At 69.7% G+C, this 12,996-nt stretch carries 11 protein-coding genes; 3 read left to right on the top strand and 8 right to left on the bottom strand.

Going from position 1 to position 12,996, the window contains the following annotated elements; all coding sequences use genetic code 11:
- Positions 1-151 precede the first annotated feature (151 nt).
- Both ACYQPG_RS11510 and ACYQPG_RS11505 read left to right on the top strand, forming a co-directional pair.
- Entirely contained in the window at positions 152-856 is a 705-nt protein-coding gene (locus tag ACYQPG_RS11510; RefSeq protein ID WP_147906130.1) for a sulfate transporter family protein, read from the top strand.
- A 91-nt stretch (positions 857-947) separates the two neighbouring features.
- A complete protein-coding gene (locus ACYQPG_RS11505) occupies positions 948-2,246 on the top strand; it encodes an efflux RND transporter periplasmic adaptor subunit (protein ID WP_461230976.1) in 1,299 nt (432 codons plus the stop codon).
- A 289-nt stretch (positions 2,247-2,535) separates the two neighbouring features.
- Here ACYQPG_RS11505 and ACYQPG_RS11500 read toward each other — a convergent pair whose 3' ends face one another.
- The gene (locus tag ACYQPG_RS11500; RefSeq protein ID WP_147906166.1) at positions 2,536-2,892 is read right to left on the bottom strand and encodes a cupredoxin domain-containing protein; all 357 of its coding nucleotides are present in this window, start codon (positions 2,890-2,892) and stop codon (positions 2,536-2,538) included.
- Between the two features lie 232 nt (positions 2,893-3,124).
- Here ACYQPG_RS11500 and ACYQPG_RS11495 point away from each other — a divergent pair, with 232 nt between their 5' ends.
- The gene (locus ACYQPG_RS11495) at positions 3,125-6,004 is read left to right on the top strand and encodes an EAL domain-containing protein (RefSeq protein WP_461230975.1); all 2,880 of its coding nucleotides are present in this window, start codon (positions 3,125-3,127) and stop codon (positions 6,002-6,004) included.
- Between the two features lie 38 nt (positions 6,005-6,042).
- Here ACYQPG_RS11495 and ACYQPG_RS11490 read toward each other — a convergent pair whose 3' ends face one another.
- From ACYQPG_RS11490 to ACYQPG_RS11460, 7 genes are all read right to left on the bottom strand, one after another.
- The gene (locus ACYQPG_RS11490) at positions 6,043-7,425 is read right to left on the bottom strand and encodes a class II 3-deoxy-7-phosphoheptulonate synthase (protein WP_461230974.1); all 1,383 of its coding nucleotides are present in this window, start codon (positions 7,423-7,425) and stop codon (positions 6,043-6,045) included.
- A 418-nt stretch (positions 7,426-7,843) separates the two neighbouring features.
- Positions 7,844-8,164 carry an RNA polymerase sigma factor region1.1 domain-containing protein gene (locus ACYQPG_RS11485; RefSeq protein WP_147906134.1) on the bottom strand — a complete coding sequence of 107 codons (321 nt, stop codon included), beginning with the start codon at positions 8,162-8,164 and terminating at the stop codon, positions 7,844-7,846.
- A gap of 54 nt (positions 8,165-8,218) precedes the next feature.
- A complete protein-coding gene (gene gor, locus ACYQPG_RS11480; RefSeq protein ID WP_461230973.1) occupies positions 8,219-9,601 on the bottom strand; it encodes a glutathione-disulfide reductase in 1,383 nt (460 codons plus the stop codon).
- Complete coding sequence (locus ACYQPG_RS11475; RefSeq protein WP_461230972.1) at positions 9,598-10,869, bottom strand: O-antigen ligase family protein; 1,272 nt, start codon at positions 10,867-10,869, stop codon at positions 9,598-9,600. The genes gor and ACYQPG_RS11475 overlap by 4 nt, the downstream gene beginning before the upstream one ends.
- A 200-nt stretch (positions 10,870-11,069) precedes the next feature.
- Positions 11,070-11,633 (bottom strand): DUF2059 domain-containing protein, encoded by a 564-nt coding sequence (locus ACYQPG_RS11470; protein WP_147906137.1) that lies wholly within the window; start codon positions 11,631-11,633, stop codon positions 11,070-11,072.
- A gap of 31 nt (positions 11,634-11,664) precedes the next feature.
- Positions 11,665-12,378 (bottom strand): ribose-5-phosphate isomerase RpiA, encoded by a 714-nt coding sequence (gene rpiA, locus ACYQPG_RS11465; protein WP_147906138.1) that lies wholly within the window; start codon positions 12,376-12,378, stop codon positions 11,665-11,667.
- A gap of 130 nt (positions 12,379-12,508) precedes the next feature.
- Positions 12,509-12,973 carry a hypothetical protein gene (locus tag ACYQPG_RS11460; RefSeq protein WP_147906139.1) on the bottom strand — a complete coding sequence of 155 codons (465 nt, stop codon included), beginning with the start codon at positions 12,971-12,973 and terminating at the stop codon, positions 12,509-12,511.
- Positions 12,974-12,996: the final 23 nt, after the last annotated feature.

Here is a 12,996-nt window from a genome sequence, read left to right as displayed (position 1 = left end):
GGTGCGGCCGTGCCCGGCCTTGCGCCGGTCGCCACACCGCTTCACAACGCTGCCGCGCCGCTTCCGGCGCCGCGTCCCCGAGGTCTCGCGCTCCTTCGCGCCGAACCGGTGTCTCATCGGCGGCAAGCGCTCAAGCCGGAAACCCCGCCCGATGATCGTCGAGTCCGCCGCGGCGGCTTTGCGCCAGACCTTCTCCCCGCCGCTGCGGGCGATCCTGTGGAAATCCCTGAGCCTGACGCTCGGGCTCCTGGTCCTGCTCTGGTTCGGCCTGACCCACCTCGTCGAGGCGTTCCAGGCGAGCCACCACATCTCCGCCCAGTACCCGATCCTCGACAACCTCGCCTACTACCTTGCGGGCTTCGGCTTGTTCGTGGTGCTGGCCTACCTCATGCCGGCGATCTCGATCCTGGTGGCCGGGTTCTTTCTCGACGATGCCGCCGCGATCGTCGAGCGCACGGACTTCCCGAACGATCCCCCGGGCCGGCCGATGCCGCTCGGCACCGCGCTCTTCTACGCGGTGCGCTTCGCGGGTGTGACGCTGCTCGTCAACCTGGCGGCCCTGGTGATCTTCTTCGTGCCGGTCATCGGGATCGCGGCGTTCTTCGGTGCCAACGCCTACCTGCTGGCGCGGGAATATTTCGAGATGGCGGCGGCCCGGTTCCGGCCACTCCCGGAGGCCGCCGACATGCGCAAGACCTTCGCATTCCGGACGCTCGGCGCCGGCTGCCTGATGTCGGCCCTGATGGTTGTGCCGATCCTCAACCTGCTGACGCCGCTGTTCGGGATCGCCCTGATGGTCCACCTGCACAAGCGGCTCAGCCGACGCCTGCGCTTGGAAGGGCCGGTGGCGCGATAGTCGCGATGCGGCGAAGCCTCGCTCTGTTCGTCGCGGTCTTCGGCCGCTACCGTGACGAGAAGAGGCGGTATTCGCGGCGGAGAGCCGAACGATGAAGGCGCAAGACGCGGCTCGAGACGCGGCTGAGGGTGGCCCTAAGGATATCCCCCCGCCGCCCGGCAAGCGCCCCTTCGTCCTCGTGGGCCTCACCGCGCTCGGATTGCTGGGTTACGGCGCCTACAACCACTGGCAGCGGGACGTCGAGGCCACCGCGACCCTGGAACGGATCAAGACCCTGGTCCCCCAGGTGCGCACCGTCGTGGCGGAGCGGGCCAACGGGCCCCTCGACCTGATGCTGCCGGGCGAGACACAGGCTTTCACGACCGCGGCGATCGCGGCCCGCGCCACTGGTTACATCGCCGAACGACGGGTCGATATCGGCTCCCGGGTCAAGGCCGGCGACCTGCTCCTGCGCATCGCGGCCCCGGACCTCGACCAGCAACGCGCGCAGGCCGAGGCTCAGGTCGGCCAGCTGAAGGCGCAGCTGCTGCAGGCTCAGGCGCAGGTCGAGCAGGCCCGGGCCAACGTCAACCTCGCCAACCTGACCAACAACCGCACCTCGACCCTGGCCGTCCAGGGCTGGGCCTCGCGCCAGAACGCCGACACGTCGCAGGCGAGCGTGCTCTCGCAGGCCGCAACCCTTGCGGCCGCCGAGGCGGGCGTGAAGGTCGCCACCGCCAACATCACGTCGCAGGAGGCCGTGGTCGACCGCCTAAAGGCACTCACGGCGTTCGAGCGGGTGGTCGCACCCTTCGACGGCGTGGTGACGACCCGCAACGTCGATGTCGGCGATCTGGTGAGAGCCGATAACGGCGGCACGCCGCTCCTCAGCATGGACCAGGACAGCGTCCTGCGCATCACCGTGAACGTGCCGCAGAACGATGCCGTGGGCGTCAAGCCGGGCGTCCAGGCCGAGATCAGCGTCCCGCAGATCCCGGGCCGCCGTTTCGGCGGCTTCGTCGAGCGCAGCTCGGTGGCGTTGAATGCCGCCTCGCGGACCCTAACCGCGCAGGTGGACGTGCCCAACCCCGACCGGGCGCTTCGGGCCGGGCTCTACGCCACCGTGACGCTGAAGATCCCGCGCACCGAGGAGAGCGTCTCGGTTCCAGCCGAGGCGACCGTCTTCAACCGCAACGGTTTTCAGGTCGCGGAAGTCGGCGAGGACGACCGGGTGACCTGGCGCACGATCAAGGTCCGGCGCGATCTCGGGCGGAGTCTCGAACTCGAATCGGGCTTGGCAGCCGATAGCCACATCATCTTCAGCCCGCCTCCGGAGCTGCGCGACGGCCAGACGATCGAGCGCGTGAAGCCGGCACAGCAGACCAAGCCGATCCGGGCCGCGGAGCGGTGATCGGCTGAGGCTGGAGGAGGGTTCTCTCGGCGCCCTCGCCTCTACGAACTCTCTTTCATACCGGGCTGCTTCTCGGCACCCCGAGAGGCGTGGGAACTGATCCTCCGGCGCTCGGCGTCGCGAGTTGGCGGAACCTTCGCCGCACGTCCAGCCACCTTGCGAACGTAGCCGCGCAAACCACGGAGGCGTCACGGTCTGAGATCGCGCGCGGCACTGGATGGCTGCGTTGCGCGAGCAAAACGGCCTGAGATCAGAAGCAAAGGGGCTTCCCCGGACCGTCGAACCGGTCTCAGTTCACCCGCACCACGAGCTTCATCTTCGGGTGGATGCCGCAGAGCACCTGAAAGGTACCACGCTCGGTGAAGGTGACCGGCGTGCGGCTGCCCGGCTCCTGATCGCCGGAATCGAAGCTGAACGTATCCGATTCCACGAACACGTGGTGCAGCAGGTCGCTGTCGTCGTTGACGAACGTCACCGTCTCGCCGCGGCTGAGTGCGATATTTCCCGGTTGGAACGCGCGGCCTTTCTGAGACACCAGCAATCCGGAGGCTTCCAGGTCGCCGACCAGGATCAGGCCGCAGATCAGGCCGAGGGCCAGCGCGAGGGTCGCCGGCAGAGCCGATTTCCAGCGGAGCGGGACGGGCATACTCGGCGCAGCGGGGGCCATGGCATTCCTCGGGCTGATCGAGGCAATCTACCTGAGACTTTATTGCGAAATCATTTTCGAAAACCCGCACGTTCCACGGAAATGGGCTGTTTGCGAGACCAGAAACGGCCCAAAACGTTTATCCATAAGACGAGCCGATAATCGCTCCGGCTAATCGGCTCTTAACATGTGGCAATTACGGTTCATGGAACCTGTCACACGGCGCGGTGCGATGCGAGACCCCGAGAGAGCGACGGCTGAGCGACCGCCTTCGGGTCTGATGCGCTTTATGCGCGGCATCACGGGCGTTTCGGCGACGATCCGCGGTCGGATCTTCGTCGCGTTCCTGGGCATGAGCCTGCTCTCGGGCGCGCTCGGACTCTATGCCGTGGTGGCGATCTCGCATGTCGGGGCGCTCGTCAATCGCACCTATGACGAGTCGCTGATGTCGATCAATTACGCCCGGGCGACCGCGGCGGATTTCGCGAAGATGCGCAGCGTCTTCGCGCGTCGGACTCATGTCCGCGACGCCGCCCAGGCGGCCAAGCTGGATGCCGAGATCGCCGATCTCTCGACGACGCTCGCCGAAGACCTGACCATCGCCGTGGAGCGCTCACAATCGGACCGGTCGGTGCGCACCGCGGGCGCCGTCCAGGCCGCGGTGGCTGCTTGGGAGGAGATGCGCCGCGGCCTCGACCCGGCCACCGCCCGTCCCGAGCGCTGGGACGCGCTGGACCAGTATGCCAGCGTGGTCGACAACCAGATCGACCTGCTGGTCAACTACACGGCGGGCGACGGCTTCTCCTTCCGGCAGGCGGCCCGGATGCTGGTGGCCCGGGAGATCCACGTCAACGCCATCGCGGCGGGGCTGGCGGTGTTCGCCTGCGCGCTGATCGCCTGGCTGCTCAACCGCCGGATCACCGGCCCCCTGGCCGATGCCTCGGCGGCAGCGGAGCGGATCGCCAGCGGACGCCTCGACGACCGGATCCCGGCCGGCGGCCGGGACGAGCTCGGCAGCCTGCTCCGCGCGATGGCGGTGATGCGCGACAACATCCAGGCGATGATGCAGCGCGAGGTCAGCCAGCGCCGGGTCGCCGAGGCCCTGGTGACGGACGCGCTGCAGACCTCCCGCGAAGGTGTGGTGGTGGTCGACGCCGTGGGGTGCATCGCGCTCGCCAACGCCCAGGCGCTGCGCTTCTTCGACGGCCTCGAGGCCGCGATCCTGGCCGGCATTTGCCCGTCGGATACCGAGGACGGTTCCGGCACCGGCTCGCAATCCCTCGACGAGTGCTTCCTGGCGCTCGCCCGCGACGGCGACATCCGGCTTGCGGACGGCCGCTGGCTGCGGGTGAGCCGAAGCGCCACCCAGTCAGGCGGCTTCGTGGCCGTGTGCAGCGACATCAGCCTGCTCAAGGAGCAGGAGGACCGGCTGACCGAGACCAACCTGCGGCTCGACGCAGCGCTGGACAACATGTCCCAGGGCCTCTGCCTCTACGACGCGCAGCATCGCCTGATGGTGGTGAACCGGCGCTACAGCGAGATCTACGGCTTGACCCCCGGGACGATCGTTCCGGGGATGTCGGCGCAGGACGTGATGCGGGCGAGCCTCGTGGCCGGCAATCATCCCGGCAGCGACCTCGCCGCCCTCCTCCACCAGGAGCACGAGGCGCATCGCGGTGGCATCTGGCACACGCAGTTCCAGGAACTCGCCAACGGCCGCACCGTCTCGATCGACCGCCGCGAGACCGCCGATGGCGGCTTCGTAGCAACCTACGAAGACGTCACCGAGCGCCGCCGCGCCGAGGCCCGCATTGCCTTCCTGGCGCACCACGACACGGTGACCGGCCTGCCGAACCGCGAAGCCCTGGGCCAGCAGATCGAGATGGCGGTGGCGCAGGCCGGACGCGATTCGGGCTTCGCCGTCTTCGCGATCGACCTCGACGACTTCCGCCCGGTCAACGAGACGCTCGGGCACGGGGTCGGCGACGAGCTGCTTGCGGCTGTCGGCGAGCGGCTCACCGCCTGCGTGCGCGAGATCGACTGCGTCGCCCGGCTCGGCGCGGACGAGTTCATCGTCGTCCAGCGCGGCGTCGACCGCCCGGAGGAGGCCGCGATCCTGGCCCGCCGGATCATCGCGGTGTTGAGCGCTCCCTACAGCCTGAGCAACCACGAGATCAGCGTCGGGCTGACCATCGGCATCACCCTGGCACCGAGCGACGGGGCCAGCTGCGAGAAGCTCCTGAAGAACGCCGAGGTCGCCCTCGACCGCGGCAAGACCGAGGCCCGGGGCTCGTTCCGGTTCTTCGAGCCCGAGATGGATGCCCGCCTTCAGGCGCGGCGGCTCTTGGAGCGCGATTTGCGCGACGCGCTGATCCGCGAGGCGTTCGAGGTCTATTACCAACCGATCTACAGCCTCGACACGGACCGGATCTGCGGCTTCGAGGCGTTGCTGCGCTGGGACCATCCGACCCGCGGCTTCGTCTCGCCCGCCGAGTTCATCCCGATCGCCGAGGAGCTGGGCCTGATCGTCCCGCTCGGCGAATGGGTTCTCCGCCGGGCCTGCGAGGAGGCCGCCCGCTGGCCGGACGGGCTCAAGGTGGCGGTGAACGTCTCTGCGGTGCAGTTCACCTCGGCGAGCCTCGTCACCGCGGTGCGCGAGGCCCTCCGCCGGACCGGCCTGCCCGGCCGCCGCCTGGAGCTGGAGATCACCGAATCGGTGCTGGTGGCTAATCCCGGCGCGACCACCGCGATCCTGCACAGCCTGAAGGCGCTCGGCGTGCGGGTCTCGATGGACGATTTCGGCACAGGCTACTCGTCGCTCAGCTACCTGCGCAGCTTCCCGTTCGACAAGATCAAGATCGACCAGTCCTTCGTGCGCGACCTGTGCGTGAAGGACGGGACCGACTTCATCGTCCGGGCGGTGATCGGGCTGGGCTCCAGCCTCGGCATGACCACCACCGCCGAGGGTGTGGAGACGGAAGCGCAGCTCGCGCATCTGCGCGCCGAAGGCTGCGACGAGGTCCAGGGCTACCTGATCAGCCGGCCGGTTCCGGTCGCCCAAGTCAGCGAGGTCATCCAGCGCTGGAACGGCGCCGCCCGGGCGATCGCCTGAAAGCATCCCTCCCCCGGCGCGGGGGAGGGATTGGCGCCTTACTCGGCCGCGTCGAGGCGCGGGCGCTCGATGTGGCTCCGCTCGGTCTTGACCAGCTCGGCCGTGCGGAACGCCACCTCCAGCGCCTGCTCGGCGTTGAGGCGCGGGTCACAGTAGGTGTGGTAGCGGTCCTGCAGGTCGTCGGCCGTGAGCGCCCGGGCGCCGCCGGTGCACTCGGTCACGTCCTTGCCGGTCATCTCGAGGTGGATGCCGCCCGCGAACGTGCCCTCGGCCCGGTGGACGCCGAAGAAGCCCTCGATCTCCTGCATCACCCGGTCGAACGGCCGGGTCTTGTAGCGGCCCGCCGCGACGGTGTTGCCGTGCATCGGGTCGCAGATCCAGACCACCGATCGCCCTTCCCGCTCGACCGCCCGGATCAGGCCCGGGAGGTGGTCGCCGACCTTGTCGGCGCCGAACCGGCAGATCAGGCTGAGCCGGCCGGGCTCGTTCTCCGGGTTCAACTGATCGACCAGCCGGATCAGGCCGTCCGCCTGCATGGACGGACCGCATTTCAGGCCGATCGGGTTCTTGATCCCGCGGGCGTATTCGACATGCGCATGGTCCGGCTGCCGCGTGCGGTCGCCGATCCACAGCATGTGCCCGGAGGTCGCGTACCAATCGCCCGTGGTCGAGTCGACGCGGGTCAGCGCCTCCTCGTAGCCGAGCAGCAGGGCCTCGTGGCTGGTGTAGAAATCGGTGGTCCGCACCTCAGGGTGGGTTTCCGGGTTGATGCCGATCGCCCGCATGAAGTCGAGCGCGTCGGTCATGCGGCCGGCGACATCCTGGTAGCGCGAGGATTGCGGCGAATCCTTCACGAAGCCCAGCATCCAGCGGTGCGCGTTCTCCAGGTTGGCGTAGCCGCCGGTGGCGAAGGCGCGCAGCAGGTTCAGAGTCGCGGCCGATTGCCGGTAGGCCTCGACCTGACGGCGCGGATCCGGCGTGCGGGCCTCCTCCGTGAAGCCGATGCCGTTGACGATGTCGCCGCGGTAGCTCGGCAGGCTCACGCCATCGAGGGTCTCGGTGGGGGACGAGCGCGGCTTGGCGAACTGGCCAGCGATGCGCCCGACCTTCACCACGGGCGAGCCGCCCGCGAAGGTGAGCACCATCGCCATCTGCAGGAACACCCGGAAGAAGTCGCGGATGTTGTCGGCCGAATGCTCGTCGAAGCTCTCGGCGCAGTCGCCGCCCTGCAGCAGGAAGGCTTCGCCCGCCGCGACGCGTCCGAGCGCCGTCTTCAGTTTGCGTGCCTCACCGGCAAAAACCAGCGGCGGAAAGCTCGCGATCTGGGCCTCGACCGCCTGCAGCGCTGCCGAATCCGGATAGGCGGGGACCTGCTGGATCGGCAGGTTCCGCCAGTTCTTCGGTGTCCAACGCTCGGCCATGACCTCTCTCCGCGCACGTTCGTCGTGCGATCGCGCATGACGCGCGAAGCGCGGCTTATAGAGAGGTTCCCCAGCGCATGCGAGGGGCGGATTCGTGAGGGCTGGCAGGAGCCTGAAGCAGAGTTGGGGCCGGGTTTGCCTGCGGGGGATGGTTTGGACGCCAAACCGAGCGCGTGAGGAACATGCCCCCTGCAGGTTTGAAGGTTCACCGAGGCGCGAACATTATTCTCGTCATCCCGCGGTCGCGAAGCGGAACCCGGGATCCATAATTACCGCCGCGTCAAGCACTTGCGTCCTCGGCGTCTCTGGATCCCAGGCACGCCTCAGGCTCCCCAGAATGGCGGCGGGAATTCTCCCGCGGCGTGAGCAAGCCGCGTTCACGGATGCCTCAAGGCGCCTGTGTGGAGTCCCCGCTCGCTCAGGCTTCGCCGTCCTCGACCTCGATCCCGTGCTCGGCCAGAATCCAGAAGATCGCTTCCAGATCCTCCGCGGAGACGTCGCGCGGCGGAAGCGCCTCCTCGAGGTCGTCGTAGGTCAGGCAGCGGCTGCGCTGGGTCTCGGCCTTCGCGAGCAGCCGGTCGATCGCCCGGCGGATGTCGGCGGGCAGCGCGTCGTGGCTCGGCACCCGATAGCTGAAGGCCGGCCGGAGGGCATCGGCCAGGAGGCCGTCTATGATCGCCTGACGGCGCGCGTACGCGTCGTCCTCGCGATTGCCCTTGCCTGCGCCTTGCTTACCCATCCCCCTGATATGGCTCGGCCGCGCACCGCGTCGAGACCCCGCGACGCGGGGAACTTACCCGACGCCGACCGGATGCTTGGTCACCTCCGGCACCCGCATGGTGACGAGTTCTTCGGCGGCGGTGGGGTGGACCGCGATCGTCCGGTCGAAATCCGCCTTGGTGGCGCCCATGGTGACGGCGATGCCGACGGCTTGGATCACCTCGCCGGCATCGTGGCCGAAGATGTGGACGCCCACCACCCGGTCGCTGGCGCAATCGACCAGCACCTTCATGAGGATCCGCTCCTCACGGCCCGAGAGCGTCGCTTTCATGGGTCGGAAGCGCGCCTTGTAGACGTCGATCTTGCCGTAGATTTCCCGGGCGGCAGCCTCGGTATGGCCGACGATGCCGATCTCCGGCGTCGAGAACACCGCGGTCGGGATCAGCCGGTGGTCGACGCAGGACGGCCTAACCCCGTAGACCGTGTCGGCGAATGCGTGGCCCTCGCGGATCGCCACCGGGGTCAGGTTGGCGCGGTTGGTGACGTCGCCGACCGCGTAGATCGACGGGACCGTGGTCTGGGAATAGGCGTCCACCGGGATCGCCCCGGCGGCGTCGGTCTCGATCCCGACCTTCTCCAGACCGAGCCCGGCGACGTTCGGGCGCCGCCCGGTGGCCACCAGGACCTGATCGACCAGGATCTCGGAGCCGTCGTCGAGCTGCGCGCACAGACCGGCTTCGCGCCGGTCGATCCGGATCAGCGTACGGCCGAGCCGCAGATCCATGCGCTGGCGATAGGCCTCGGCGAGGGCATCGCGGACCTCGTCGTCGAAGCCGCGCAGCAGCCGGTCGCCCCGGTGGAGCAGGGTCGTGCGGCTGCCGAGCGCCGCGAACACGCCGGCGAATTCCACCGCGATGTAGCCGCCGCCGATCACCAGGATTCGCTCGGGCAGGCCCTCGAGTTCGAACACCTCGTTCGAGGTGATCGCGAACTCGATCCCCGGCACCGCGGGCTCCTTCACCGGATGCGCGCCGACTGCGACCAGGATCCGCGCCGCCCGCACCGTCCGGTCCGAGCCGAGCAGGCGAATCGTATGCGGATCCTCGATCACCGCGCGTTCGGGCAGGATCTCGACGCCGGCGCGCATCAGGTTGGTGTCGTAGATCCCTTCGAGCCGGGTGACCTCCGCGTCGCGGCGCCGCTTGAGGACGCTCCAGTCGAAGCGCGGCTTATCGACCGTCCACCCGAAGCCCGCGGCATCCTCGAATTCGTCGGCGAAGCGGCCGGCATAGACCATGAGCTTCTTCGGCACGCAGCCGCGGATCACGCAGGTGCCGCCGACCCGGTACTCCTCGGCCAGCATGACCTTGGCGCCGTAGCCGGCCGCGATCCGGGCGGCCCGGACGCCTCCGGAGCCGCCGCCGATGACGAAGAGGTCGACGTCGAAAGCGCTCATGCGGGGCCGTCCATCTCGCGTCTCGTATCCGTGCGGGACGTCACCGCCTCACGCATCCAATTGGCTTCGCGCATCCACGTGATGGCAGCGCCGAGCCCGGCCGTCCACCACGCCGCCCAGCCATTGTGCTCGACGAACGCGATGGCGGCCGCGCCGGCGACGAGACCCAGTGCCGCGGCGCGGTCGGGCTGCCGCATCCCGGCGACGCGGCCGAGCATCAGCATCAGGACCAGCGCGCCGAGGAGCGCACCGGGCAATCCCAGTTCGGCCCAGACCTGCAGGAAGCTGTTATGCGGGTGGCCGACCCCGAGGAGGACCCGCATCTCGGGCGCGACCACCCTGGCCGCGGGAGCCTCGGCGAATCGCGCGCTGGTCCCGAACCCGGCCCCGCGCCACGGATCGGCCGCCACGGCCGCGCCGAAACTGCGCGCGATGGCGACCCGCGCCCGCGAGGAGGATTGCACCAGACGCTCATGCGCGGCGTCCGGCATGATCCGGGCGAGCAGGTCGCCCTCGACAGGGGCGAGTGCCACGGCGAGGCCGAGGCCAACGCCGGCAAGCGCGATCCCGACCCGCGTCGGGAGCAGCCGGGCCAGGCCGAACAGCCCGGCCCCGGCCAGGAGCCCCAGCTGGGCGGCGCCGCTGATCGAGCGCAGAATGCCGAGAGCCGCGAAGACCAGGCTGGCCGCCGCGAGGCCCCGGGACCAGGCGCGCCACAGCACCAGCGCGACGGGACCGGCGACGAGGTCCAGCGTCAAAGCCGGGCGATTGTGCACGAAGGCGGCGACCCGGCGTCCGAGCGCCCGTTCGAGGGCGAGGTCCGCGGCGAGGTCGACCGCGATGACGAGGCCCGCCAGAGCGGTCGCGGCCGCGGCGAGGCGGGGCGCGAAGGCCGGGATCCGCCCGGGGGCGAGGCAGGTGAGCAGGTAGGCGGCGGCCAGGGTCGGCAGGAATTCGCCGAGCACCCGCAGCGACGAGCCAGGGAACGGCGCCCAGGCGAAGGAGACGAGGCACCAGGCCAGGAAGGCGAGCGCCGCGATGCCGAGTGGCGTGCCCAGCGGAGCCAGCAGCCGGGGCACGAGGGTACGGCGATCCTCGAAGAAGCGTCCGACGAGGAAGGCGAGCGCGGCGAGGGCGATGACCGCCGGGCTCGACCGGTTGGCGAGCACCATGGCAAGCGGCAGGACGGCGAGCAGGATCGCACCCGCCGTGTAGAGGCGGCTGGCGAGCTTCTCGGAGGCCCTGTGGGCGTTAGACGGCGCTCGCATGACGTTCAGGGGCAACGGATCTCCAAACGACCCCCTCATCCCGAGGTGGGAGCACAGCGAGCTTCGAAGGAGTCCGCCAGACGGCCGTGCGATCTTTGGACGGCTTCAGACGGGCCTCCGCTGCGCTCCGTCGCCTTGGGATGAGCCCGTGGGTGGGACAGTCGGGGATGCAGCCGATCTCGCGACCGCCCGCGCCCCCTTCACTGCATCTGATGGCCGCGCTTGCCCATCTCGGCCCGAACCCGGACCATGACGTATTCGGACACTTCCTGCGTCCAGTCCTGCATCTCCTGCACCATCTCGTCGAGGAGCTGCGGCTGGGCCTCGACGTAGTGCTTGCCGGCCGGCGAGCGGAAGAAGGTCGCGATCTCCTTCAACTCGGGCTCCGGGAACTTCGCCGCGTAGGTGCGGGCGGCGATGTCGATCATGCGCTGCTTCTGCAGCTCCATCTCGGGCTGGAGGGCGGTCAGCACCTCGTCGAGATCCTTGGCGAGTTCCGGCCGGGTCACCGTCTGCTTGCGGATTTGGTCGGCGAAGGCCGGCAGGACCGAATCGAACGAGCGGGCGATGCCGGAGCTGAGCATTACCTCGCGGGCAAGAGCGAGGTGGCTCGCCGTGAAATTCGGCGTCGCGGCGGCCGGCGTGTTCGGCTGCGCCGCGGGCTTGCCCGGGGCCGGCTTGTTGGCTTGGGCCGAAGCCGCATGCGGGAGAATTGTGGCCGCGGCGAGCGCGAGGCCGAGCGCGGCGGTGAGGCGTCGGGACATGCTGAATGTTCCTGCGAAAGGGTTTGGCGCTTCAGACCAAGCTGCCGAGAATGGTGACCTCGGCCCGCCCACCGCGGTCCGCCGCCAGGATCGCGGCGTCGGCGATGCCGAGGAACAGGCCGTGCTCGACGACGCCCGGCACCGACCAGAGGGCGGCTCCGAGCGCGTCCGGATCGGGGATCGCGCCGAGATGGGCGTCGAGGATGTGGTGGCCGCCATCGGTGAGAAGCGGCTTGCCGGCCGGATCGCGGCGCAACCGCACCGGGCCGGAGCAGCCGACCTTGGCGACAGCCGCCTCGACCGCGCGGTGCGTGGCGGTAAGGCCGAACAGGTTCACCTCGATCGGCAGCGGGAAGGCGCCGAGCCGGGCGACATGCTTGGCCGCATCGGCGATCACAACCATGCGGCGGCTGGCGCAGGCGACGATCTTCTCCCGCAACAGCGCGGCGCCGCCGCCCTTGATCAGGCGCAGCTGGTCGTCCACCTCGTCGGCGCCGTCGATGGTCAGGTCGAGCTCGGGCTGTTCGTCCAGGGTAGCGAGGCGGATGCCGAGGGTTTCGGCCTGCACCCGCGTCGCCTCTGAGGTGGGCACGCCGACGATGTCGAGCCCGTCGCGGACGCGGTCGCCGAGCAGGGCCACGAAGGCCGCCGCGGTCGAGCCGGTGCCGAGGCCCAGCCGCATGCCAGGCTCGACCAGGTCGAGGGCGCGCGCCGCCGCCGCCCGGCGCAGGTCCGGTCCGCTCACCGCAGGGACGCCCGGTGAGCGGGGTGGATCGAGATGTCGCGCATGCGGGGCAGCCGGGCTTCCTGGGTCGGTCGCGCGGCCCCTAGCATGCCGCAGGGCGGACCGGAACGGCTCCGCGGGGCCGCTGGCTTCAAAAGCGGCCGCCCTGTGCCGGCGTGGCGCTGGCCCCGGCCCTGCCGGGCGCGGGTCCGGTCAGCGGCGCATCGGAGGCGCCCTCGGCGCCGGGCTTGGCCTGCTGAGTGCAGACCACCTGCTCCTTCTTCACCAGCACGAAGCAGATACTCATTTCGCCGGTCCGGTAGTTGACCCGGAACACGCCGGCCTCGCGTGTGTGGCGGCTTGCGACCAGCCCGTATTCCGACGGCGCCTGAGCCCCGGCGCCCTCCCCGGGGCCGAAGCACACGGTCTGGCCGATGCCGCCGGCCGATTCCTGAAGCCCGTACTGGCACGAGGTCACCTCGCCGGTAACCTTGTCGACCCGGTACATCCGGTTCAGGTCGGTCTGCGGCGCGGGCACGAACTCGAACGAGGTCGCGGCGGCCGGCGCGCTGGCGAGCGCAAGGCAGGTGGCAAGCAAGAGCAGAGACGGTTTCATCACGGGATCCGGGAACTGACGCC

The sequence above is a fragment of the Methylobacterium sp. CM6246 genome, assembly GCF_054818005.1.
The sequence above is the reverse complement of the archived record's forward strand: the minus strand, read 5'-3'. Positions and strand labels throughout refer to the sequence as shown.

Bases quoted from the DNA above. Each gene is read 5' to 3' on its own strand.
- ACYQPG_RS11510 (WP_147906130.1), top strand. From the start codon at position 152: ATGATCGTCGAGTCCGCCGCGGCGGCTTTGCGCCAGACCTTCTCCCCG.
- ACYQPG_RS11495 (WP_461230975.1), top strand. From the start codon at position 3,125: ATGCGAGACCCCGAGAGAGCGACGGCTGAGCGACCGCCTTCGGGTCTG.
- ACYQPG_RS11490 (WP_461230974.1), bottom strand. From the start codon at position 7,425: ATGGCCGAGCGTTGGACACCGAAGAACTGGCGGAACCTGCCGATCCAG.
- ACYQPG_RS11460 (WP_147906139.1), bottom strand. From the start codon at position 12,973: ATGAAACCGTCTCTGCTCTTGCTTGCCACCTGCCTTGCGCTCGCCAGC.
- ACYQPG_RS11505 (WP_461230976.1), top strand. From the start codon at position 948: ATGAAGGCGCAAGACGCGGCTCGAGACGCGGCTGAGGGTGGCCCTAAG.
- ACYQPG_RS11475 (WP_461230972.1), bottom strand. From the start codon at position 10,869: ATGCGAGCGCCGTCTAACGCCCACAGGGCCTCCGAGAAGCTCGCCAGC.
- ACYQPG_RS11500 (WP_147906166.1), bottom strand. From the start codon at position 2,892: ATGCCCGTCCCGCTCCGCTGGAAATCGGCTCTGCCGGCGACCCTCGCG.
- gor (WP_461230973.1), bottom strand. From the start codon at position 9,601: ATGAGCGCTTTCGACGTCGACCTCTTCGTCATCGGCGGCGGCTCCGGA.
- ACYQPG_RS11485 (WP_147906134.1), bottom strand. From the start codon at position 8,164: ATGGGTAAGCAAGGCGCAGGCAAGGGCAATCGCGAGGACGACGCGTAC.
- ACYQPG_RS11470 (WP_147906137.1), bottom strand. From the start codon at position 11,633: ATGTCCCGACGCCTCACCGCCGCGCTCGGCCTCGCGCTCGCCGCGGCC.